General features: G+C 74.3%; 18 protein-coding genes. 8 read left to right on the forward strand and 10 right to left on the reverse strand.

The genetic code is table 11. The annotated features are described in order from the left end of the window. Positions 1 to 10: 10 nt before the first annotated feature. The 5 genes from ACZ6ZI_RS24915 to ACZ6ZI_RS24935 form a co-directional block, all read right to left on the reverse strand. Positions 11 to 2116, reverse strand: coding sequence for a hypothetical protein (locus ACZ6ZI_RS24915; RefSeq protein WP_469524303.1), 2106 nt, complete (start codon positions 2114 to 2116; stop codon positions 11 to 13). Between the two features lie 66 nt (positions 2117 to 2182). Beyond that, entirely contained in the window at positions 2183 to 3649 is a 1467-nt protein-coding gene (locus tag ACZ6ZI_RS24920) for a DUF11 domain-containing protein (protein WP_469524305.1), read from the reverse strand. 190 nt (positions 3650 to 3839) lie between these two features. After that, entirely contained in the window at positions 3840 to 4682 is an 843-nt protein-coding gene (locus ACZ6ZI_RS24925) for an enoyl-CoA hydratase/isomerase family protein (RefSeq protein WP_469524307.1), read from the reverse strand. A 71-nt stretch (positions 4683 to 4753) separates the two neighbouring features. Next, positions 4754 to 6997, reverse strand: coding sequence for an acetate--CoA ligase family protein (locus tag ACZ6ZI_RS24930; protein ID WP_469524309.1), 2244 nt, complete (start codon positions 6995 to 6997; stop codon positions 4754 to 4756). 369 nt (positions 6998 to 7366) lie between these two features. Further along, positions 7367 to 8563 (reverse strand): flavin-containing monooxygenase, encoded by a 1197-nt coding sequence (locus tag ACZ6ZI_RS24935; RefSeq protein ID WP_469524311.1) that lies wholly within the window; start codon positions 8561 to 8563, stop codon positions 7367 to 7369. A 232-nt stretch (positions 8564 to 8795) separates the two neighbouring features. Here ACZ6ZI_RS24935 and ACZ6ZI_RS24940 point away from each other — a divergent pair, with 232 nt between their 5' ends. The 3 genes from ACZ6ZI_RS24940 (at position 8796) to ACZ6ZI_RS24950 (ending at position 10589) form a co-directional block, all read left to right on the forward strand. Next, positions 8796 to 9563 (forward strand): maleate cis-trans isomerase family protein, encoded by a 768-nt coding sequence (locus ACZ6ZI_RS24940; protein WP_469524312.1) that lies wholly within the window; start codon positions 8796 to 8798, stop codon positions 9561 to 9563. 79 nt (positions 9564 to 9642) lie between these two features. Beyond that, positions 9643 to 10095, forward strand: a complete 453-nt coding sequence (locus ACZ6ZI_RS24945) for a DoxX family membrane protein (protein WP_469524313.1) — start codon at positions 9643 to 9645, stop codon at positions 10093 to 10095. After that, on the forward strand, positions 10050 to 10589 hold the full coding sequence (locus ACZ6ZI_RS24950; RefSeq protein ID WP_469524315.1) for a Zn-ribbon domain-containing OB-fold protein: 540 nt from the start codon (positions 10050 to 10052) through the stop codon (positions 10587 to 10589). Before ACZ6ZI_RS24945 ends, ACZ6ZI_RS24950 begins: the two co-directional genes overlap by 46 nt. On the opposite strand, the gene ACZ6ZI_RS24955 is transcribed toward ACZ6ZI_RS24950, so the two are convergent. From ACZ6ZI_RS24955 to ACZ6ZI_RS24965, 3 genes are all read right to left on the reverse strand, one after another. Beyond that, positions 10586 to 11245 carry a pyridoxine/pyridoxamine 5'-phosphate oxidase gene (locus ACZ6ZI_RS24955; RefSeq protein ID WP_469524317.1) on the reverse strand — a complete coding sequence of 220 codons (660 nt, stop codon included), beginning with the start codon at positions 11243 to 11245 and terminating at the stop codon, positions 10586 to 10588. The two genes, ACZ6ZI_RS24950 and ACZ6ZI_RS24955, sit on opposite strands and share 4 nt — an antisense overlap. Positions 11246 to 11718: 473 nt before the next feature. After that, positions 11719 to 12090 carry a DUF3052 domain-containing protein gene (locus ACZ6ZI_RS24960; RefSeq protein ID WP_469524469.1) on the reverse strand — a complete coding sequence of 124 codons (372 nt, stop codon included), beginning with the start codon at positions 12088 to 12090 and terminating at the stop codon, positions 11719 to 11721. A gap of 602 nt (positions 12091 to 12692) precedes the next feature. Then, positions 12693 to 13901, reverse strand: a complete 1209-nt coding sequence (locus ACZ6ZI_RS24965) for a thiolase C-terminal domain-containing protein (RefSeq protein ID WP_469524319.1) — start codon at positions 13899 to 13901, stop codon at positions 12693 to 12695. A gap of 170 nt (positions 13902 to 14071) precedes the next feature. On the opposite strand from ACZ6ZI_RS24965, the gene ACZ6ZI_RS24970 reads away from it, so the two are divergent. Then, a complete protein-coding gene (locus tag ACZ6ZI_RS24970) occupies positions 14072 to 15364 on the forward strand; it encodes an acyl-CoA dehydrogenase family protein (protein ID WP_469524320.1) in 1293 nt (430 codons plus the stop codon). A gap of 74 nt (positions 15365 to 15438) precedes the next feature. Continuing rightward, the gene (locus ACZ6ZI_RS24975) at positions 15439 to 15891 is read left to right on the forward strand and encodes a nitroreductase family deazaflavin-dependent oxidoreductase (RefSeq protein WP_363060571.1); all 453 of its coding nucleotides are present in this window, start codon (positions 15439 to 15441) and stop codon (positions 15889 to 15891) included. A 66-nt stretch (positions 15892 to 15957) separates the two neighbouring features. Here the strand turns inward: ACZ6ZI_RS24975 and ACZ6ZI_RS24980 are convergent, their stop codons facing one another. Continuing rightward, on the reverse strand, positions 15958 to 16605 hold the full coding sequence (locus ACZ6ZI_RS24980) for a TetR family transcriptional regulator (RefSeq protein ID WP_363060402.1): 648 nt from the start codon (positions 16603 to 16605) through the stop codon (positions 15958 to 15960). Between the two features lie 262 nt (positions 16606 to 16867). Between ACZ6ZI_RS24980 and ACZ6ZI_RS24985 the strand changes: the two genes are divergently transcribed. The 3 genes from ACZ6ZI_RS24985 (at position 16868) to ACZ6ZI_RS24995 (ending at position 20927) form a co-directional block, all read left to right on the forward strand. Next, entirely contained in the window at positions 16868 to 17668 is an 801-nt protein-coding gene (locus tag ACZ6ZI_RS24985; protein WP_469524322.1) for a VOC family protein, read from the forward strand. A 189-nt stretch (positions 17669 to 17857) separates the two neighbouring features. Further along, positions 17858 to 20284: a protein serine/threonine kinase AfsK gene (gene afsK, locus ACZ6ZI_RS24990; protein WP_469524323.1), complete on the forward strand. Its 2427-nt coding sequence runs from the start codon at positions 17858 to 17860 to the stop codon at positions 20282 to 20284. A 136-nt stretch (positions 20285 to 20420) separates the two neighbouring features. Continuing rightward, a complete protein-coding gene (locus ACZ6ZI_RS24995) occupies positions 20421 to 20927 on the forward strand; it encodes a peptidylprolyl isomerase (protein ID WP_469524325.1) in 507 nt (168 codons plus the stop codon). 121 nt (positions 20928 to 21048) lie between these two features. Here ACZ6ZI_RS24995 and ACZ6ZI_RS25000 read toward each other — a convergent pair whose 3' ends face one another. Beyond that, on the reverse strand, positions 21049 to 21570 hold the full coding sequence (locus tag ACZ6ZI_RS25000; RefSeq protein ID WP_469524327.1) for a hypothetical protein: 522 nt from the start codon (positions 21568 to 21570) through the stop codon (positions 21049 to 21051). Positions 21571 to 21589: the final 19 nt, after the last annotated feature.

Consider the following 21589-nt stretch of genomic DNA (forward strand, 5'->3'; position numbering starts at 1 on the left):
GGCGCGGGCATCAGCCCGCGCGCACGTCCTTGGCCAGCTCGATGTCGGCGCTCGCCGGGGCGATCCGCCCGCCCGGGACGCCCGCCGAACCGCTGTTGTCGGCCGGGTCGGGATCGGCGGTGTCCGACGCGGCGGTCGCCGTGTTGCGCAGCGCCACCCCGTCACCCGCGTACGCCGGATCCACCCGCACGGTGAACGTCCACGACCGCGAGCCGCCCGGGTCCACGACCGCCTCCGTCCCGCAGGTCACGTCCCTGCCCGAGGCGGTGCACCCGTCCGCCCCGGAGACGAACACCAGGCCCGCCGGCAGCGGATCGGTGACCCGCACCCGCCGGGCCACCGACGGCCCCGCGTTGCGCACCGTCACCGTGTACGCGAAGGTCTCCCCGGGCGCGACCGGCGTACGGTCCTGCGCCGCCTTGGTCAGCGACAGGTTCGCCCGCGCCGCCGCCAGACCGCCCGGCGGACCGGCCGCCGCGCTGGTGTTGTTCGCCGGCTGCGGGTCGGGCAGGCCGTGCCGGACCGACGCCACGTTGCCGAGGTCGGTGCCGTCCCCCGCGTACGCCGGGTCCAGCCGCACGCGCACCTGCCACGCGACGCTCGCGCCCGCGTTCACCGGACCGCGGGGCGGGCACGACAGTTGCTGACCGGTGGCCGTGCAGCCGCTGACCGAGGACACGAACCGCAGCGGGCCGGGCAGGGTGTCGGACATCAACGCCGTCTGCGTGTGGGACGGCCCCAGGTTCCGGGCGGTGATCCGGTACTCGAACTCCTCGCCCGGCGCCACCGGCCCCGCCCCGACCCCCTCCTTCTCGGCGGCCAGGTCGGCGCGCGCCGTCACCGTGACGGCGGAGGCGGTGGAGGTGTTGTCCGCCGGGTTGGTGTCCGTACGGTCCGTCGGAGCCGTCACCGTCGCGGTGTTGGACAGGGAGGACGGTTGGGCCGGGGCGTTGCCGGTGATCGTGTACGTGACGGAGCCGCCGCGTTTGAGGTCGGCCCTCGTGTCCAGGACGTTGCCGCTCCCGGAGGCCGCCCCGCAGGTGCCGCCGGTGCCTGCCTTGCAGGTCCAGGTCACGCCGGTCAGCTCGGGCACGGTGTCGCGCACGACGGCGCCCGTCACGTCGTTGGCCTGACTGTTGGAGACGGTGACCGTGTACGTCACCGGATCGCCGGCCGGCACCGTCGACTGGGCGGTCGACTTCACGACCTTCAGGTCGGCGGGCACGTTGATCGTCAGGTCGTCGATCTCGTGGTTGTTCGTGGCGCCGCCCGTACCGGCGGAGAAACCCACCTTCAGGGTGGAGGGCAGCGCGGGCTGATTGGTGATCGTCGTGACGTCGTGGTCGGTGACGAGCTGCGTCATCGCGGTGTCCGGGCCGCTGTCCGACCACACCGACAGCAGCATCTTGGAACCGCTGGGCAGCAGCGAGACCCGCACCTTGCGTTCCTTGGCGCGGCTGCCCGTCTCCACCGTCGAACCCGGCCCGTCGACGGCCGTCGCGTAGCGGTAGCCCGTTGTGCCGCTGCCGCCGCCGCGCACCACGACCTTGTTGGCCTGGGTGCCCGGACCGCCGTTGCCGACCCCCGTGGAGGAGAAGTTCCCGAACTCGTCGAGGCCGATGCCGAGGTAGGCGCCCGGTACGCCCGAGGTCAGGCAGCGGGAGGCCGCGCCCGAGCAGGCGTACCCGAGGCTGCCGCCGGAGGGGCCGACGCCGTCGGAGGCGGTCCCGTCGGTCAGGTAGAAGGACAGGCCGTCGCCGCGCTTGCCGTCGTAGGCGGTGCCGCCGTAGGTGGCGTAGCGGAACTCGGCGACGATGCCGAGGGTGGTGGAGAAGGCCTCCTTCATCTTCCAGGTGCCGGCCTGGTTGGTGCTCGTGGACGTCAGCCGCAGCCAGCCGCCCCCGGGGTAGCTCGCGTTGCCGCTGGTCGTGCCCAGGTTGGTCGCGCTGTCGAACGTCTCGTTCACCGGGAAGCTGATCGCGCGGGGCAGCGGCCGCGGGGCGGCGGCCGGGCCGTCCGCGCCGGCGGCGGGGCCGGTCGCGGGCGCCGTGAGCGCCGCCGCGCACAGCAGGGGGACGGCGGCCCTGCGCCACCGGGCGGTCCAACGCGCTCTCATGCCGGTGCGTACCTCGTCATCGTGGTCGTCGTCATCGTGGTGGTCGTCGTGGTGGTGCGGGGGCGGTCAGGGGCGGGGGCGTCGTCGCGCGGCCACGCGGAGCGCGGCCCCGCAGGCCAGCAGGGCGGCCGAGGTCCACCCGAGCCAGGCCGGTACGCGGGCCCCGGAGTCGGCCAGGTCGCCGCGGCCCGGGTGGTGGTCCTTGCCGTCGTCCCGACCGGGCTTGCCGTGATCGCCCTTGCCGTGGTGACCGTCGTGGTGGTCCGGCCTGGCGGGGTGGTCGTGGTCGCCGTGGTGGTCCTTGCCGCCGTCGGACACCAGGCACAGCCGGCCGCCGTTCGGCCCCGTGGCGTCCGGGGCGTTGGCGTTGTCGGAGGGGTCGGGGTCGCGCACGGCGGAGGAGACCCGGGCGACGTTCTCGATCGGGGTGCAGCGCCCGCGCGGGGGGTTGGCCCGGTCGCGCGGGGCGGCCCGTACGGTGATCCGGAACGCCGCCGTGGCGCCCGGCGCGAGCCGGTCCAGGGCGGGGCACACGACGAGGCGTTCCCCGCTCGGGGCGAGCGCGCAGTCGTCGGGGGAGGAGAGCAGGGTCAGCGTGGCCGGGAGCCGGTCGAAGACCTCGACGGCGCGGGCCGTCGCCGGGCCCGCGTTGTGCACCGAGATCAGGTACGTGAACTTCTCCCCCGGCCGTACGTCCTCGCGGCCCTTCGCGAGCAGGGCGGTCTTGCGCAGGGAGAGGTCCGCGAGGCGGGCGCTGGGCGGGAGCACCAGGCCCGTCAGGGAGGTGGAGTTGTTCCCGGTGTGGGGGTCGGGGGTGAGGGCGCCGACGGTCGCCTCGTTGACGATGTCGTCGCCCTCGCCCCGGTAGCCGGGCGCGAGCCGCACCGTGAGCACCCAGGTGTGCGAGGCGCCGACCGCCAGGGTGGGCAGCGGCCCGCAGGTGACCGTCCTGCCGACGGCGGTGCAGCCGTCGCGGGAGGAGAGGAAGTCCAGGGCGGCCGGGAGCCGGTCGGTGACGGTGACCTGACGGGCGGTGGAGGGGCCGTGGTTGGTCACCGTCACGAGGTAGTCGTACGTCTCCGTGGCGGCGAGGGCCCCGCCGTCGTGGCGCTCGCGCTCCGGTGCGGCCGGGCGGGCGCGCACGTCGGCGGAGACGGCGAGGTCGGCGCCCGGGCCGATGCCCTGGCCGGTGCGCGGGCCGGTGCGCGGGCCGGTGTCCGGGTCCGGGAGGAGGGAGGGGGTGGGGGTGGGGGACGGGGCCGGTCGTCCCGGGTTCGGCGCGCGGTCGCCCCCGTCCGGCGGCGCGGACGATGCCGAGGGGGAGGGCGCGGCGGGGGCGAGGGGGTCCGACGCGCCGGGGTCCGCCCGGTCCGCCCGGTCCGGGCCGACGTCCGGGCCGACGTCCGGTCGGGTGTCCGGTCCGGTGGCCGGCCCGGCCGTGGTGCGCGGGCCCGGGTCCGTCGGGGCGGAGGCCGCGGCGGGCGTCACGGTCAGGAACACGGAGGCCGTCGCGGCGCACAACGCGCGCGGCACGCGGCCTTTCACTCGCCAGGTAGGACCCATGCGGTCAGCTATTCACACAAATCGGTCACGCATGCCGTGCCGAGTTGATCTCTGCTGCCTCATGGGTGAGCGTTTTCAGCCCCTCGGACGCACCCCAGCCCCCCCAGCCCCTCGGACGCACCCCAGCCCCTCGGGCGCACCCGCGTCCCTCCGGGAGCGCTCAGCGGCCCAGGTACTTCGGGGTCCGCCGCTCCACGAAGGAGGCCACGCCCTCGTTCGCGTCGGCGGTGCCCATGTTCAGCTCCTGGGCGGTGGCCTCGGCGGCCAGGGCGGCCGCCCGGTCCCCGTCCAGCGAGGCGTTCACGAGCTGCTTCGTCAGGGCCAGCGCCCGGGTGGGCCCCTGCGCGAGCCGCTCGGCCCAGGCCCGGGCGGTGGCCTCCAGCTCCGCCGCCGGCACCACCGCGTTGACCAGCCCCAGCCGGGCCGCCTCGGCCGCCGGCACGGCGTCCCCGAAGAACATCAGCTCCTTCGTCTTCCGCGGCCCCACCAGCCGCGGCAACAGGTACGCGCCGCCGCCGTCCGGCACGAGCCCGCGCCGCACGAACACCTCGATGAACCGGGCCGGCTCCGCCGCCACCACCAGGTCGCATGCCAGGGCGAGGTGGGCGCCGATGCCCGCGGCCGTCCCGTTGACGGCGGCGATCACCGGCTTCTCGCAGTCCATGACCGCCGTGATCAGACGCTGCGCCCCGAGCCGGATCAGGCGGGCGACGTCACCGACGACCCGGTCGCCGGTCGCCGGCGCCCCGCGCAGATCGGCGCCGGCGCAGAAGCCCTTCCCGGTCGCGGTGAGGACGACGGCCCGCACCTCGGGGTCGGCCGATGCCGCGTCGAGGAGGGCGATCACCCGCTCGCGCTGCTCCCCGGTGACGGCGTTCATCACGTCGGGGCGGTTGAGGGTGATCCACGAGACGCCGGCCTCGACGCGGTGCAGAACCTCGTCCGAGGGGTCCCGGGGCGGTGCGGTCGGGGCGGGTTCCGGGTTCGGGTGGGTGGCGGACATGGCGGGCGGCTCCTTCTCGACGGCGAGGGTACGGGGCGCGGTCCGGGTACGGTCCGGGCGCGTGCGGCGCGTCAGCGGCAGACGGCCAGGGCGTCCAGGGCGACCGCCCCCTGGCCGCGCGGCAGCACCATCAAGGGGTTGATGTCCAGCTCGGACAGCACGTCGCCCAGTTCGAGCGCCATCCGCTGCACGCGCAGGATCACCTCGACCAGCGCGTCGACGTCCGCCGGCGGCGCCCCGCGGACGCCCTCCAGCAGGGGGTGCCCGCGCAGTTCGGTGAGCATGTGGCGGGCCTGGTCCTCCCCGAAGGGCGGCACCCGCACCGCCGCGTCCCGCAGCACCTCCACCAGGACCCCGCCGAGCCCCACCGTCACCGTCGGCCCGAAGAGGTCGTCGCGGGTGACGCCGACGACCATCTCGACGCCCCGCTCCACCATCTGGCAGACGAGGATGCCGTCCAGCGGGACGTTCTCGTAGCGGGCGATGTCGGTGAGCTCCCGGTAGGCGTCACGGATCTGGCTCGCGGAGGTCAGCCCGATCTTCACCAGGCCCAGCTCCGTCTTGTGCCCGAGCTGCGGCCCCGAGGCCTTCATCACGACCGGGTACCCCACCAGGCCCGCCGCCCGCACGGCGGCGGCCGCGCTGGTCACGAGCTGCTCGCGGGGGACCCGTATCCCGTACGCCCGCAGGAGCTGCTTGGCGGCGTGCTCGCTGAGCTGCTGGCCGGGCCGCATCAGGGCCTGCGCCTTGCGGTACGAGGGGGACGGGGTGCGGGGGGCCTCGTCGAAGGGGGAGCGGTAGGAGGCGGTGAAGCGGTGGTGACCGAGGTAGGCGCGCACGGCGGTGATGCAGTTGCCGAAGGTGCGGAACGTGGCCACCTTGGAGGAGCCGAGCAGGGTGGTGCGGTAGGCCTCCTCGGTGCCGACGGGGGAACCCCAGATCACGCAGATCAGCTTGTCGGTGGCCTCGGCCGCGTCCACGAGGTCCTGGGCGAGGCGGTCGCTCATCGGCGGGAAGGGGCCGGTGATCGGACAGATCAGGACGCCCACGGAGGGGTCCGCCAGGATCGCGTCGATGATCTTCCGGCCGCGCCAGTCGCCGACGGGGTGCCCGCCGTTGTCCACCGGGTTGGCCACGTTGAGGTAGGACGGGATCCACTGGTGCAGCTCGTCCTGTTTGGCCGCGGAGAGGGTCGGCAGGCTCAGGCCCGCCTCGGTGGCCAGGTCGGAGAAGTGGGCGCCGGTGCCGCCGGAGATGGAGTAGACGACGACCCCGTCGGCGCGGGGCGCGCGGGCGCGGGCAAGGAGGGCGGCGGTGTCCTGGAGTTCGTCCAGGCCGTCCACGCGGATCACCCCGAACTGGCGCATGGCCGCGTCCACGACGGTGTCGGCCCCCGTCAGCTTCCCGGTGTGCGAGGCGGCCGTGCGGGCGCCGGTCTCGGTGCGCCCGACCTTGACCGCGACGACGGGGACCCCGTTGCGGGCGGCCCGGTCGGCGGCCAGCAGGAAGGAACGGCCGTCCTTGAGGCCCTCGACGTAGCAGGCGATGGCCCCCACCTCGGGCTGCTCGGCGAAGTAGGAGATGAAGTCGGAGGTCTCCAGGTCGGCCTCGTTGCCGGTGGGCGCCCAGTGCGAGAGGCGGATGCCCAGTTCCTGGAGGGTGTAGACGGGGCGGCCCTGGTGGCCGGACTGGGTGATGAGGGCGATGGCCGGCCCGTCGAGGTCCTCGCGGAACTCCTGGAAGGCGTTGAGGTTGGTATTCGGACCCAGCAGGCGCAGCCCGGAGCGGCGCACGGCGGTGGCGAGGCGGGCTTGCGCGGCGGCCCCGGTGTCCCCGGTCTCGGCGAAGCCGGAGGCGAAGGCCACGGCGAACTTCACCTTGGTGTCGGCGAGTTCCTCGATCACCGGGACCGGGTCGGCGACGAGGAGGACGGCGAGGTCGACCGGTTCGGGCAGCTCGGCCAGGTCGGCCACGGAGGACAGACAGGGCAGGCCGAAAACGGAGGTCCGGGTGGGGTGCACGGGGTGGACGCGGGCTCCGACGCGTTCGGCCCAGGCGATCAGCTGCCGGGTGATCCCGGTGTTGGGTCGGCCCTCGGCGTCGGAGGCGCCGATGACGGCCACGGACTCGGGCCGGAAGAACCGGTCGAGGTCGGGCACATCGGAGTGCAGGGGTCGTCCGCTGACGTCCAGGGCGGCGGGGTCCTCGCCGGACAGGGCGGCCGTGGAGTGGACGGCCGTCCTGGGGGTCTCCCCGCAGGCCTCGACTCGTGCGCGGAGGTCGGTGGTCAGGGTGCCGTGAGTTGATCCAAGCATCGCTTCGCCCGCTCCTGCTCGATGAACCTCGATGGAATCAATAGCTGACGCTTAGTCAGGTTACTGAACTGACGAGCCGTCAGGAACAGGGATGCGCAGGAAAGGTGGTGGAGGTGATGTGCGGATGTGTCCGCGTCCGTGTCCGCGTGCGTATGCGTGTCCGCGTCCGCGTCCGTGTACGCGCCGCCCGTACGCCGTCGGCGCGCGGACCCGCCCGCCGGGGGTGGTGCGCGGCCCCGCCGCGCGGTGGTACGCGCCCCCGCCTGCACGGTGGCACGCCGCCCCGCACACGGTCCAGACCCGATCCGGCCGACGCCGGCGCCGACGCCGGCGCCCCCGACCGGGGTGGGCGCACGGGCCCGGGCGCGGCTACGCCCGCTTCTTCCGGGCCAGCGCCCGGGCGATCCTCTCCGCGTCCCGGGCCAGCTCGCGCAGCATCCCGCTGATCGGGTTGGTGTACCCGGTGAAGTACAGCCCCGGCGCCCCCGGAGCGGTCCGCGCCCCGTGCGCCAGCGGCCGGCCGCGCCCGTCCAGGACCCCCAGGTGCCCCACGAGCCCCTCCAGCCCCCGCCGGTAGCCCGTCGCCGCGACCACCACGTCCGGGGAGATCCGCGTCCCGTCGGACAGCACCACCTCGTCGCCGTCGAAGGAGGCGACGGCCGCGACCGGCTCCACCCGTCCCGCGCGCACCGCCGCGATCAGGCCGACGTCCTGCACCGGGATCGCCCCCTGCCGCACCCTGCTGTACAGACCGGTCGTCGGGCGGGGCAGCCCGTACGCCGACAGGTCGGGGACGGAGGCCTTCGCGACCGGCTTCGCGAGCCGGTCCACGAGCCGCACCGGCAGCCGCCGCACGAGGATCCCCGTACGCTGCGCCGGCCATCCGCACGTCGAGCGGCGCAGGATGTGCGGCGCCGTGCGCACGGCCAGCCGCACCCGCGCCGCCCCGCCCTCGACCAGGTCCACGGCTATCTCCGCGCCCGTGTTGCCGGCCCCGACGACGAGCACGTCCCGGCCGGCGTACGGCCCGGGCTCCCGGTAGCGGGCCGCGTGCAGCAGCTCGCCCGTGTAAGTGTCGCGGCCCGGCCAGTCGGGCACCGCCGGGGTGTGGTTGAAGCCCGTCGCCACGACCACGGCCCGCGCCGCGAGCAGCCGACCGCCGGTCGCGTGCAGGACCCAGCCGTCGCCGGGGGCGGCGTCGCTCCCGTCGGCGGCCCGCTCGACGCGGGTCACCTCCACACCGGTCACCACCTCCAGCTCGTGGAACTCGGCGTACTTCTCCAGGTACCGCACCACGTCCGCCCGCGCGACCCACCGCCCGAAGCGGCGCGGGATCGCCAGCCCCGGCAGGGCCGACAGGCGCCGCGTCGTGTGCAGGCGCAGCCGCTCGTAGTGGCCGCGCCAGGAGGCACCCACGGACCCGGACTTCTCGACGACCACGGCGCGGACCCCGCGCGCACGCAGCGCGGCGGCGACCGCGAGGCCACCGGGTCCACCGCCGATCACGTACACCGGGCGGGGCTGGGTGGCGGTCATGTCGGCGGCGGTCACATCGGTCGCGGGCATGAGGAGTGAGCGTATCGACACCCAGCGTTGATGGGTCTCGGACAAGGAGTGAATCGATTGCGGATCGATCACGGCGCGGCCCCGCGGACGAGGGCCCCCGCGCTGCCACAGTGGAGATCCGAAACCGGAACCGGACGCGGTCGGACACGACCGGACACGACCGGACAGGGCAGAACAGGGCAGGACAGGACGGGTCCGGACGTGGCCGGACCCAGGCGGAGAGGGACGCGCGATGTGGCAGCCCGACGGGTGGGACGTACGCGTCCGCCTCGGAATCCTCACCCCCCACGCCGACGTCGGCCCCGAGTCGGAGCTGCGCGCCATGGCCCCCGCGGACGTGGGCCTGCACGTCGCGCGCGTGCCGTTCGGCGCGATGGGCGCCGGCGGGGCGATGGACGACACCATCCCCCTGGCCCCCGTACGGGCCTTCGCCGAACCCCCGCACGTCGACGACGCCGCCGCGCTGCTCGCGGCGGCCCCCGTCGGCGCCCTCGCCTACGCCTTCACCAGCTCCGCCTACGTCATCGGCGCGCGCGGGGAGGCGTACATGCTCGACCGGCTGCGGGAGCGGGCCCACGGGCTGCCCGTCGTCGCCCCCTGCGCCGCCGCCGTCGAGGCGCTGCGGCTCCTGGGCGTCGAACGCATCGCCCTCGTCGACCCCCCGTGGTTCGGGGCCACCCTGAGCGAACTCGGCCGCGGCTACTACGAGGAGGTCGGCTTCGAGGTCCCGTACGCCGCCCCCTGCTCCCTGCCCAGCGGGCAGGTCCTGATCCGGCCCGAGGACCTGCACGCCTGGGTGGCCGCCGAGGTCCCCGACAGCGCCGAGGCGGTGGTCATCGGCGGCAACGGCTTCCGCGCCGTCGGGGTCATCGAGGCCCTCGAAGCCACGCTGGGCCGCCCCGTCCTCACCGCGAACCAGGTGCTCCTGTGGGCCGCCCTCCGCGCGACGGGCACCCCGACGGACGGGGTGCGGGGGTACGGGGAGGTGTTCGGGGCGTAGGCCGCGCCGCCCCCCTTGCGGGATCGGCCGACATCCGCTGAACTGACGTACCGTCAGATCGAGGGTGGGAGGGGCGGCGATGCAGACCATCTGGCTCAGCGGTGCCGAATGGCTCGCCGTGCTGCGCATGGGCCTGGGCCTGTGGTGGCTGGAGAGCTGGCGGCACAAGGACAAGAAGGGCTGGTTCGAGCGCGGCACGGGCATCGCCTGGGCCGCCGACGTCGCCGGCAAGCACCGGTGGCCCTTCGTCAAGACCGGGTTCGCGAAGGTCGTCCAGCCACGACCCAGGCTCATGGCGTACGTCGTCGTCTACGCGGAACTCGCCCTGGGACTCGGCCTCGTCCTCGGCTTCCTCACCCCGATCGCCCTGATCGGCGGCCTCCTGCTGAACCTGCTCTACCTCGTGCTCATGATCCACGACTGGGCCGAGCAGGGGCAGAACGCCATGATGGCGCTGATCTCGCTCGTCGCCCTCTTCGCCATGGGATGGCAGACCTGGTCCCTGGACGCTGCGATCGGACTCTTCCTGTGACCGCCGGCGCGGCCGACGGCGCGGGCGCGGGCCCCCGCTTCGACCTTCCCGAGGTCGACGAGTTCACCCGCCCCTACTGGGAGGCCGCCGGCCGCGGCAGCCTGCTGCTGCGCCGCTGTGCGGACTGCGCCCGCGCCCACCACTACCCGCGCGAGTTCTGCCCCCACTGCTGGGCGGGCGAGGACCGGGTGACGTGGGAGCCGGCCTCCGGCCGCGCGACCCTCTACACCTGGTCCGTCGTCCACCGCAACGACCTCCCGCCCTTCGGCGCGCGCGTCCCGTACGTGGCGGCCGTGGTCGACCTGGAGGAAGGACCCCGGATGATGACCGAGGTCGTCGACTGCCCGCACGAGGGGCTGCGCGTCGGCATGCCGCTGGAGGTCACCTTCCGGGAGGCGGCCGAATCGGTCCACGTCCCGGTGTTCCGCCGGGCCGGGGGGCCGGGCGGGGTGGAAGGGGCAGCAGGGGCGGAAGAGGCGGAAGGGGCTCGCTAGGGCCAGAGCAGTTCGCGCTGCCAGGCGGCGGGGCCCGTGCGGCGGTAGCGCAGCCGGACGTGACGGCGGGCCGCGTCGCCCTGGAAGAACTCCACCTCGGCGGGGTCGAGGACGTAGCGCGTCCAGGTCGGCGCCGGCGCCTCCGGCTCGGCACCGGCCCGTTCCCACGCCGCCGCCGAGGCCCGCGCCAACTCCTCGGGTGAATCCAGGACCTCGCTCTGGCGCCCGGTGAGGGCCGCCGCCAACGCCCCGCGCGAACGCACGGCCAGGTCCGCCCGGCTCTCCTCGGGTCCGCACGCGCCGACCCGACCCCGCACCCGGACCTGCCGCCCCACCGAGGGCCAGTAGAAGCAGAGCGCCGCGTCCGGGTGCCCGGCCAACTGCCGCCCCTTGGCGCTGGTGGCGTGCGAGGCGAAGTGGAAGCCGCGCGGGTCCGCGTCGTGCAGCATCAGGACGCGGACATCGGGTCGGCCCTCGGCGTCCACGGTGGCCAGGTTCACGGTGTGCGGCTCGGTCTGCCCCGCCCGGGCGGCCTCGACGAACCACTGCCGGAACAGGGGGAGGGGCTCGTCGGGCGCGGCGTCGACGTCGAAGCCGGGGAGCGGGGTGTCCCAGACCCGCAGGGAGTGCAGGGTGCTGTGGAAGTCGCTGGTCATGGGGTCAGGCTAGAGGGGGATCGAGGGGCGGGGGCGGGGGTGGGGTCGGGGGACGGCGGAACACCGCGGGGCGGTGTCAGGGAGGTGCTGGGGGTTTCCCGTCAGTCTCATCGTCTCTCCGGTGCGGGCCGGGCCCTCAAGGGCGCTCACTTCGTTCGCGTCACTGCGTGATGGCCTTCGGCCACCCTTGACCGCCCGTCCCGCCCCGGACAAACGAAGACTGTCGGGAAACCCCCGAAAGAACGGCCACGGGGCAGGAACAGGGACGCCCCCGCATCAGCGACCAGCGAGCGGCCATCCCACGGGCCCACCGGGCATCGGGCACTCACAGCCCCTTTCGGGACCAGCCGACGGCCTACCCGCTCCGCAGGACGACGAGACCGCCCTGCGGAGCACCCGAGCGCGACAGATCGCTACGCGCTCCTCTGGTCTCGGCGTCCGTCCGCCGTCCGTGGCCGCTCTCCTCGCTCCGATCAGCGCTTGGGGGCGACCAGGCGGGTGCCGGACCAGTCCTTCGCCGCGCTGATGGGACGGCTCTGGGACAGGCCCGCCGTCTGCGCCGCCTCGCTGACGTCGCTGGGCTCGATGTACCCGTCGCTTCCGGTCTTCGGCGTGAGCAGCCAGATCAGACCGCCGTCCTCCAGCATGCCGATGGCGTCCACCAGGGCGTCCGTCAGGTCGCCGTCGTCGTCGCGGAACCAGAGGAGCACGACATCGGCGACATCGTCGTAGTCCTCGTCGACCAGCTCCTGTCCGATCACCGATTCGATGCCTTCGCGGAGGTCTTGGTCGACGTCGTCGTCGTAACCGATTTCCTGAACCACCTGGCCGGGCTGGAAGCCCATGCGAACCACCGGGTTGGCTCGCTCCTCAGTCGTCACCGCAGTCTCCTCCTCGGGATGTGCGCGTTTGGTGCACAGGAGTAGCTAAGCAGTCACCGGGAGTACCGGAAACCGGCGGTGCGGCTGTTGGCCCTGTCCCAGGCCTCTGTGATCGTCCTGGAATGCGGGTATCAACCCCAGACGACCGGCGGACGCCAAGCGATGAGGAGCGCGTAGCGATCTGTCGCGCTTGGGTGCTCCGGGGGATGGTCTCGTCGACTTTTCGTGCGGGTAGGCCGTCGGCTGGTCCCGGAAGGGGCTGTGAGGGGGCTGGTGCCCGGTGGGCCCGTGGGATGGCCGCTCGCTGGTCGTTGATGCGGGGTCGTCCCTGCTCCTGCCCCGTGGCCGTTCTTTCGGGGGTTTCCCGACAGTCTTCGTTTGTCCGGGGCGGGACGGGCGGTCAAGGGTGGCCGAAGGCCATCGCGAAGCGACGCGAACGAAGTGAGCGCCCTTGAGGGCCCGGCCCGCACCGGAGAGACGATGAGACTGACGGGAAACCCCCAGCACCTCCCTGACACCGCCCCGGGGAGTACCGCCGTCCCCCGACACCGCCCCCGCCCCCGGTCCTAGTTCCGGCCCAGGATCACCGTTCCCGAGGAGCAGAACCAGCCGCCCGTGCCCGAGGCGAGGGCGACCTCCGGGAGGCGGCCGTCCCGTTTGACGACCTGGCGGTCCGGGCCCGCTTCGCCGCGCAGTTGGCGTACCGCCTCGACCAGGAGGAACAGCCCCCGCATGCCCGGGTGGCAGGCCGACAGGCCGCCGCCGTCCGTATTGACCGGCAGTTCCCCGTCGCGCAGCAGGCGGCCCTTCTCGACGAAGGGTCCGCCTTCGCCCTTGGCGCAGAAGCCGAGGTCTTCCAGGGTGACCAGGGTCATGTACGTGAACGCGTCGTAGATCTGCGCGAGGTCCACGTCGGCGGGGCGCAGGCCCGCGCGGGCGAAGGCCAGGCGGCCCGATACGGCGGCGGGGGAGACGGTGAAGTCCTCCCACTCCGACATCGTGGTGTGCGAGACGGACGTGCCCGTGCCCAACACCCACACCGGGGCCTTCGCCGTGTCCGGTACGTGGTCCTCCGCGACCAGGAGCACCGCGCAGCCGCCGTCCGAGCGGATGCAGCAGTGCAGCTTCGTGAAGGGATCGGCGATCATCTCGCCGGACAGCACGTCCTCGACCGTGATCGGGTCGCGGAACATCGCGTCCGGGTTGCCGGCGGCGTTCGCGCGGGCCTGGACGGCCACCGAGGCGAGCTGTTCGAGGGTGGTGCCGTACTCGTGCATGTGGCGGCGGGCGGCCATCGCGTACTTGGAGATCAGCGTGTGCCCGTACGGGACCTCGAACTGGAGCGGTCCGCGTGCCCCGAACGAGAGGTTCGAGGTGCGCCGGCGGGCCTTGATGTCGGCGCGGGCGGTGGAGCCGTAGACGAGCAGTACGGCGTTCGCGTGGCCGGCGGCGATGGCGTCGGCCGCGTGGGCCGCCATGACCTCCCAGGTCGAGCCGCCGACCGAGGTGGAGTCGACCCAGGTGGGGCGCAGCCCCAGGTACTCGGCGACCTCCACGGGGGCGAGGGTGCCGAGGCCGGCCGAGGCGAAGCCGTCGATGACGGACCGGTCCAGGCCGGAGTCGGCCAGGGCGCGGCGGGCGGCCTGGGCGTGGAGGGCGTAGGGGGTCGGGCCGTCGACCCGGCCGCAGTCGGAGAGGGCCACGCCGGCCACCGCGACCCTGCGGCGCGGGCGGGTTCCGGGTCCGGGCGGGGGTGTGGTGAGGGGTCCGGGCATGGGGAGACGGTACATCTGACGTTCCGTCAGTTGCTAGACCCCGTCGGCGCGTCCGCCGCTCCGGCGGGTCGATCCCACCCCTGTGCTTCTCGTCCGCGCCGCCCTAACATGACGCCCCGTCAGATCCACCCCCGGTCACCGCCGGGAGTGCCCCCGGGAGGAGCCCGACGATGGACGCCGCCTTCACCGCGGAGCAGGACGAGATGCGCCGCACCCTGCGCGAGATCCTGGGCAAACGCTGCGGGCCGGACGAGGTCAAGGCCGCCGTGCGGACCGACGCCGGACACGATCCGGAGCTGTGGCAGCAGCTCTCCCGACGCCTCGGCCTGCCCGGCCTCGCCGTCGCCGAGGAGTACGGCGGCGTCGGCTGCACCCCCGCCGACCTGGCCCTGGCCTGCGAGGAGACCGGCCGGGCGCTGCTGCCCTCGCCGCTGCTCTCCACCGCCGGACTGGCGATCCCGCTCGTCACCGCCCTCGGCACCGCCGACCAGCGCGCCGCCCTGCTGCCCGCGCTCGCCTCCGGGGAACTGACCGCGGCCCTCGCCGTCCCCGGCCCCGCCCTGGCCGTCGCCCTCGCCCTGACGGGCGACAACGCCCCCGGCGACTGGGCCGGCGGAGGTCGTGCGGGAGGGGTCCAGGCCCGTGGTGGGGGCGACGGGGGCTGGCGGCTCTACGGGGAGGTGGCCCAGGTGCTCGACGGCCACGACGCGGGGCTGCTGCTGGTCGCCGCGCACACCGGCGGGTTCGTCCGCAGCCGCGTCCTGCTGTTCCTCGTGCGGGGGGACGCGCCCGGCCTCGTACGGACCCGGCAGACCGCCCTGGACGAGACCCGCCCGCAGGGGCGGATCGAACTGCGGTACGTGGAAGCTGAGTTGTTGGGCGTGGCGGGTGCTTCGGAGGGTGCGGTCGCGGGAGCGGGCGAAGGGGCCGGGGCGGGTCCCGGCGACCCCCTGGCGGCCCTCGCCGCCACCGGGCGCACCGTCTCCTGCCTCCTCGCCGCCGAGGCGGTCGGGGCGGCCGACCGGGCGCTGGCCCGGACGGTGGAGTACGTACGGGGGCGCGAGCAGTTCGGCCGGCCCGTCGGCTCCTTCCAGGCCGTGAAGCACCGGCTCGCCGACCTGTACGTCCAGGTCCAGGCGGCCCGCTCCGCCGCCTACTACGCGGCCTGGGACCCGGACCAGGGCGGCCTCGCGCTCGCCCAGGCCCTGGAGGCCCTGCGGACCACCGCGGGCGAGGCCATCCAGCTGCACGGGGGCCTCGGCTTCACCTGGGAGCACGACGCCCACCTGTACTTCAAGCGCGCCGCGGCCGACGAGCTCCTCTTCGGCCCCGTCCACCGGCTGCGCGGGCACGCCGCGCACCGCGCCGGTCTCTTCGACCCGGCGCCGCCGCCCCTGCCCGCGCACACCACCACGTCCGCGGCCGCGTCCGCGGGCACCACACCGGAGAGGGTGGCCGTCTGATGTCTCCCGTGAACCCCCCGACCCCCGCCACGCCCGCCACGCCCGGGGCCCCCGCGACCCTCGGCGTCAGGATCATGCGGAAGGTCTCGTCGACGATGCTGTTCGCCCGCGTCGCACCGCACTTCATCCCCGCGATGGACAAGGCGGTGCACCGGCTGACCCGGGGCCGGGTGCTGCTCAGCGCCCGGATGCTGCCCGGGGTGATCCTCACCGCGCGGGGGGCCAGGACGGGGGAGCCGCGCACCACCCCGCTCGCGTGCATGCCGGAGGACGGAGGCACGAGCTGGCTGCTGATCGGCTCGAACTTCGGCCGCCCCGGCCACCCGGCCTGGACCGGGAACCTGCTCAAGCACCCGGACGCGGACGTGAACTGGCAGGGGCGGGACATCGCCGTACGGGCCCGGCTGCTGGTGGGGGCCGAGCGCGCGGAGGCGTGGCAGGCCGTGTTGAGGTTCTGGCCGCCGTACGCGACGTACCAGGCGCGCATCGAGCGCGAGATCAGGCTGTTCCGGCTGGAGCGCCGGTGACCGGGTGACCGGATGGTCGGGGTTTCGGTCGGAGGTGGTGCCCGGCGGACCCGCGGTGGTCCGCCGTTACCGGGTCGGCTTCTTCCCGGTGATGCCCAGGTGCACGAGCAGCGCCAGGTTCGGCTTGAGTTCGGCCTGCTTGACGCCCCAGGTCTGGAAGCCCTTCTGGTGCGAGGCGACCGCGGCCAGCATCGCGACCAGGGATCCCGCCATGGCCGCCGGGCTCAGGTCCTTGTCGACCTTGCCCTTGGCCTGGAGCTCCTTCATCGACTCCGTGAGGGAGTTGGTGACGGAGTTCAGGATCTTCATGCGGATCTTGTAGAACCGCTTGTCGCCTTCGGCCGCTCCGAGGTCCACGACCCGCAGGATCGCGTCGTTGCGCCGCCAGAAGTCCAGGAAGCCCTCGACGAGTTCCTCGGCGGCGGCCCAGCCGGCCTTGCCGACCCAGTTGCGGCCCTCGACGAGTGCTGTCAACTGGGCGCCTTCGGTGGCCATTTGCTCGGCGATCTCCAGGACGGCGCCCTCGACGTCCGGGAAGTACTGGTAGAAGGTCGCGGGGGAGGTGCCGGCCTTTCGGGCGACGTCGATCACCTTGACGTCGCGGTACGGCGAGGAGCTGAGCATCTCGCTGAGGCAGTCGAGCAGCTTCTGCCGCGTCGCCTGGCCGCGCCGGCCGGCGACACGCCCGTCGACGGTGCGTACTTGTCCTGTCATGCCGTCAGCTTACCGAGGGGGGATCGGCGCGCTATTCGGCCGCCTGCAAATGGGGTTACCTGACCCCCGACCTGGGCGGAAGCCTCCGTACGGGGTTCGGAGCGAAGGGTTCCGGCCGGTGTTCGCGCGGTCGCGCGGGGTGTGCGGGGGTGCCCGTACCGTGCCGGAATCCCCCGAATAGTCTGATCAACAGGCTGTGCGCGGTCTTTCGGGCGGATCATGGCCAAAAGACCCGCGACGGACGACGGAAGGACCCCGGCTCATGGCCGCATTCGCGGAAGGCTCCCCCTGCTGGGTCGACGCCTCCCTCCCGGACGTCGAGGCGGGCAAGCGCTTCTACGGTGAGCTCTTCGGGTGGACCTTCGCCGACAGCGCGGGCGCCGAGTACGGGTACTACACGCAGGCCTACAGCCGCGGCCGCAACGTCGCCGCCCTCGCCCCCAAGCCCGACGGCCGCATGCCGACCGTCTGGGGCGTCTACCTCTACACCTCCGACGCCTACGCCTGCGCCTCCCGCATCCGCGCCGCCGGCGGCCAGATGGTCATGGACCCGCAGCCCGTCGGCCCCTACGGCACCGCCGCGATGGCCGCCGACCCCGGCGGGGCCGTCTTCGGCCTCTGGCAGCCCGGCACCCACCACGGTTTCGACGCGCAGGGGGAGCCGTACACGTACTGCTGGTCCGAGGTCTACACCCGCGCCCGCGACGCCGTGGACGTCTTCTACGCCAACGTCTTCGGCTACGTCCCGCAGGACCAGGACGACGACGACAGCGGCGTCGAGTACCGCGTGTGGTCCCCGCCCGGCAGCGCCCCCGGGCCCGACTCCGCCGTGCTGGGCCGCAGCCTGATCACCGACGCCTTCCCGGAGATCATGCCCGCGCACTTCCTCGCCTACTTCGCCGTCCCCGACTGCGACCAGAGCGTGGCCGCCGCCACACGGCTCGGAGGCCGCGTCACCGCCGACCCCTTCGACACGCCGTACGGGCGGATCGCGGTCGTCGCCGACAACCAGGGGGCCGTCTTCGGGCTGCTCTCCGAGCCCCGCGTGAAGAGCGGCACGTGAAACCACGGCGGGAGCCGGGGCCGGACCAGGCGCGGGCCTGACAGAATCGGGGGTGCGCGCGGCCGCGGTCACAGCTTGCGGTGAGACGCTGCACGAGACGTACCGGCCGGCGTGCCGGTGCGCGTGCGGGTGTGCGCGCGGGTGGAGAGCGGGTCCGGCAGGGGCCCGTACGGGGAGGTGTGGAGGCGAGTGGTGGAGCAGCTGACGCAGCACGACCCGAGACGGATCGGCCCCTTCGAGGTGCTGGGACGGCTCGGCGCCGGCGGCATGGGGCTGGTCTATCTCGCACGGTCGGCGTCCGGACGGCGCGTCGCGATCAAGACGGTGCGCACCGAACTCGCCGAGGACCAGCTCTTCCGGGTCCGCTTCACCCGCGAGGTGGAGGCGGCGCGCGCCGTGTCCGGCTTCTACACCGCCGCCGTCGTCGACGCCGATCCGCGCGCCGCCGTGCCGTGGCTGGCGACCGCGTACGTGCCGGCGCCCTCCCTGGAGGAGATCGTCAACGAGTGCGGGCCGATGCCCGCGCAGGCCGTGCGGTGGCTCGCGGCCGGTATCGCCGAGGCGCTCCAGTCGATCCACGGTGCGGGTCTGGTCCACCGCGACTTGAAGCCGTCGAACGTGCTCGTCGTCGAGGACGGCCCGCGCGTGATCGACTTCGGCATCGCGAGCGGTGTGTCCAACACCCGTCTGACGATGACGAACGTCGCCGTCGGCACCCCGGCCTACATGTCGCCCGAGCAGGCGAAGGACTCGCGCAGCGTCAAGGGCGCCAGCGACGTGTTCTCGCTCGGCTCCACCCTCGTCTTCGCCGCGACCGGGCACCCGCCGTACCACGGGGCGAACCCCGTCGAGACGGTGTTCATGCTGCTGCGCGAGGGGCCCAACCTGGAGGGCCTCCCGGACGAGCTGCGGCCGTTGATCGACTCGTGCATGCAGATGGACGCCACCCGGCGCCCCACGCCCGCCGACCTCCAGGCGCAGCTCGCCCCGCACCTGTTCGACGGCGGCGACGACAGCGGGACGGCCTCCGCGTGGCTGCCCGCGCGGGCCGTCGCCATGATCGAGGCCCGGCGCGCGGGCACCCGTACGCCCGTGGCGCCCCTGCCGTCGCCGTCCGGTCCGCCGTCCGGGCCGCAGGGCCGGCACGGCCACTCCGCGCAGCGCCCGCCGCGCGGGGCGGCCGACCCGTGGGTGGACCCGCGTACGGGACAGGCCCTTCCGCCGCGTCCCGACCGGCCCCCGCTGACCCCGGCCCCGGTTCCGGCGCCCGTCCTGGTCCCGTCCTCGGGATCGGTGACGCCGGGCGGTGCGGCGGTGCCGATCGGTCCCGGGCCGCGGGCCACGGCGTCCGCGTCCGTCGGGCACTCCACGGCCGACTCGGCGACCGGCTGGGTGCGCCCGCCGGGCGGTTCGCGCGGCACGCCGCTGCCCTCGCCCTCGCCGTCCACGGCGGGCCTGTCGCAGCCGGGGCCGTCCCCGGACAGCGGCCGTTGGCGGCCGTGGCGCTTCCGCATGTCCAACGAGGTGTGGGGCACCCCGACCGTCGCCGGCGACCTGCTGTACGTGACCTCCTTCGAGGTGCACGCCCTGGACGTCGGCAGCGGTCGGCGCCAGTTCAAGACGCGGGACGTCGCCTGGTCCATGGCCGTCGCCGACGGCCGCATCCACGCCTCCGACGGGCCGTCCCTGTACGCGCTGGACGCCGGCGACGGCTCCGAGCGGTGGCGGCTGTCCAGCGAGGCCTGGGTGTACGCGCTGCGCGCCGAGCGGGGCACCGTCGTCACCGCCACGCGCGGGGGCGGCGTACAGGGCTGGGAGGCCTCCAACGGGCAGAGGCTGTGGGAGCTGACCGGGGCGCAGACCGACTTCGAGACCCCGGAGGCGGCCCCCGTCCTGCACGACGGCACCGTCTACGTCTGGCAGGACGCCCGGCTGCGCGCCCTGGACGCCCGCAGCGGCCGCGAGGCCTGGTCGTACCCGGTCGGGGACGCGGCCTCCTGCGGGAACGTCCCGGTCCGGGTCACCCCGGCCCCCGACGGCAACGTCTACGTCAGCGCCGGCACCCGCGTGCTGTCCGTGGACCGGGCCTCGGGCCGGGTCCGCTGGCACTTCGAGGCCCCGGCGGTGTTCCTCGCGCCGCCCGCCTTCGCCCCGGGCGCGGCCGTGACCGGCGGCGGCGTCTACCTCGCCGACTACCTGGGGACCGTCTACGCCCTGGACGCGGCCACCGGCAAGGACCGCTGGCGCATCGCGACCGAGCCGCGCCCGGCCGCCGACCCGGTGCTGGTGGCCGGCGGCAACGTGCACCTGGGCGCGGGCAGCGCCCTGTACACGCTGGACGCGGTCACGGGCACCCCGAAGTGGCGGTTCGCGGCGGGCGGGGAGATCACCGGCTCGCCGGCGGTCGCGGACGGCCGGGTCCACTTCGGGTCCGCCGACCACTGCCTCTACACCCTGGACGCGGCGGGCGGCCAGCTCCGCTGGAAGCTGGCCACGGGCGGCGAGATCACCGGTGCCCCGGTGGCGGAGGCGGGCGTGGTGTACGCGTGCAGCAAGGACCGCTGCGTGTACGCGCTGGACGCGGCGAAGGGCACGGGGACGCGGCACGCGACCTGACCGGCGGCAGCGGGGCCGGGCCAGGACCGGGACCGGGGCCGATGTCGCTTCGGGACGGGTTCGGGTGGGTTCGGGAGGGGGCCGGTGGCACGACACCGCCCCCCTCCAGGTCGCGTCCGGCACCAGGAGTGACAGGATGGACCCCATGAGCAACGTCTACTTCGACATCAACATCAACGGCGCCCCCGCGGGCCGCATCGTCTTCAACCTCTTCGACGAGGTCGTCCCGAAGACGGCGCGCAACTTCCGTGAGCTGGCCACCGGCCAGAACGGCTACGGCTACGCCGGCTCGGGCTTCCACCGCGTCATCCCCCAGTTCATGCTGCAGGGTGGCGACTTCACCAACCACAACGGCACCGGTGGCAAGTCCATCTACGGCGAGAAGTTCGAGGACGAGAACTTCGACCTGAAGCACGACCGCAAGTACCTGCTGTCGATGGCGAACGCCGGCCGCAACACCAACGGCTCGCAGTTCTTCATCACCACCGTCCTCACCCCGTGGCTCGACGGCAAGCACGTCGTCTTCGGCGAGGTCGTCTCCGGCCAGGAGCTCGTCGACCAGATCGAGGCCCTGGGCTCCCAGTCCGGCGCCCCCAAGGGCAAGGTCGAGATCGCCGCCTCCGGCGTCGTCGACGCCGCCTGATCCACCCCGCCACCACGGCAGCCCGGCCCCGCCCCCCGAGGGGGAGCGGGGCCGCCGCATGTCCGGACCGACCGCGATCAGGGCCCCGTTCCGGGTGTGGTGCGGGGGCCCGCGAGCGGGGTCACGGGTGTTCGTGGGGTGGGGGGAGCGGGGTTTCGGGGTGGGTGGGGGTGGGTTGGGGTTCGGGGGTGTCGCGGAGCGGGAGGTCGCGGTCGCGGGGGCGGCGGGGGCGGCCGCGCATGACGATCGCCGCCAGCAGGAGGAGGGCGCCGCCGCCGAAGGCATTGGCGAGGCCGTCGCCCAGGCCCCGGCCGTCGGCGCCGACCGACAGTTCCCCGGCCGCCTGGCCCTGGCGGACCATCCACAGCACGGCGAAGCCGAGGACGAGGATTCCGGCGAGCCCCATGAGCAGCCGCGAGCGCAGCACGATCGCCGCGAGGGTGAGCAGCGCGGCGAAGGCGCAGGGCAGCAGGAGCGAGCCGAACAGGGCGGCCGGCTCGGCGGTGATGCCGGCGGCGGAGAACAGTTCCTCGATGCGGTAGTCGCGGCCCCGGCGGTCGTCGTACCAGGCCCGGAAGGGGCTCCAGACGGCGGCGGTGGCCCCGATCAGTCCCAGCAGCGAGCCGAGCACGTTGCGGATCACGGTCCCGACGCTACGGCGC

The sequence above is a fragment of the Streptomyces sp. NPDC103540 genome (assembly GCF_055584445.1).

Coding starts and splice junctions, on each gene's coding strand:
- ACZ6ZI_RS24930 (WP_469524309.1), bottom strand. CDS start 6,997: ATGCTTGGATCAACTCACGGCACCCTGACCACCGACCTCCGCGCACGA.
- ACZ6ZI_RS24945 (WP_469524313.1), top strand. CDS start 9,643: ATGCAGACCATCTGGCTCAGCGGTGCCGAATGGCTCGCCGTGCTGCGC.
- ACZ6ZI_RS24915 (WP_469524303.1), bottom strand. CDS start 2,116: ATGAGAGCGCGTTGGACCGCCCGGTGGCGCAGGGCCGCCGTCCCCCTG.
- ACZ6ZI_RS24940 (WP_469524312.1), top strand. CDS start 8,796: ATGTGGCAGCCCGACGGGTGGGACGTACGCGTCCGCCTCGGAATCCTC.
- ACZ6ZI_RS24970 (WP_469524320.1), top strand. CDS start 14,072: ATGGACGCCGCCTTCACCGCGGAGCAGGACGAGATGCGCCGCACCCTG.
- ACZ6ZI_RS24950 (WP_469524315.1), top strand. CDS start 10,050: ATGGCAGACCTGGTCCCTGGACGCTGCGATCGGACTCTTCCTGTGACC.
- ACZ6ZI_RS24965 (WP_469524319.1), bottom strand. CDS start 13,901: ATGCCCGGACCCCTCACCACACCCCCGCCCGGACCCGGAACCCGCCCG.
- ACZ6ZI_RS24980 (WP_363060402.1), bottom strand. CDS start 16,605: ATGACAGGACAAGTACGCACCGTCGACGGGCGTGTCGCCGGCCGGCGC.
- ACZ6ZI_RS24935 (WP_469524311.1), bottom strand. CDS start 8,563: ATGCCCGCGACCGATGTGACCGCCGCCGACATGACCGCCACCCAGCCC.
- ACZ6ZI_RS24960 (WP_469524469.1), bottom strand. CDS start 12,090: ATGGGCTTCCAGCCCGGCCAGGTGGTTCAGGAAATCGGTTACGACGAC.
- ACZ6ZI_RS24975 (WP_363060571.1), top strand. CDS start 15,439: ATGCGGAAGGTCTCGTCGACGATGCTGTTCGCCCGCGTCGCACCGCAC.
- ACZ6ZI_RS24955 (WP_469524317.1), bottom strand. CDS start 11,245: ATGACCAGCGACTTCCACAGCACCCTGCACTCCCTGCGGGTCTGGGAC.
- ACZ6ZI_RS24995 (WP_469524325.1), top strand. CDS start 20,421: ATGGACCCCATGAGCAACGTCTACTTCGACATCAACATCAACGGCGCC.
- ACZ6ZI_RS24925 (WP_469524307.1), bottom strand. CDS start 4,682: ATGTCCGCCACCCACCCGAACCCGGAACCCGCCCCGACCGCACCGCCC.
- ACZ6ZI_RS24985 (WP_469524322.1), top strand. CDS start 16,868: ATGGCCGCATTCGCGGAAGGCTCCCCCTGCTGGGTCGACGCCTCCCTC.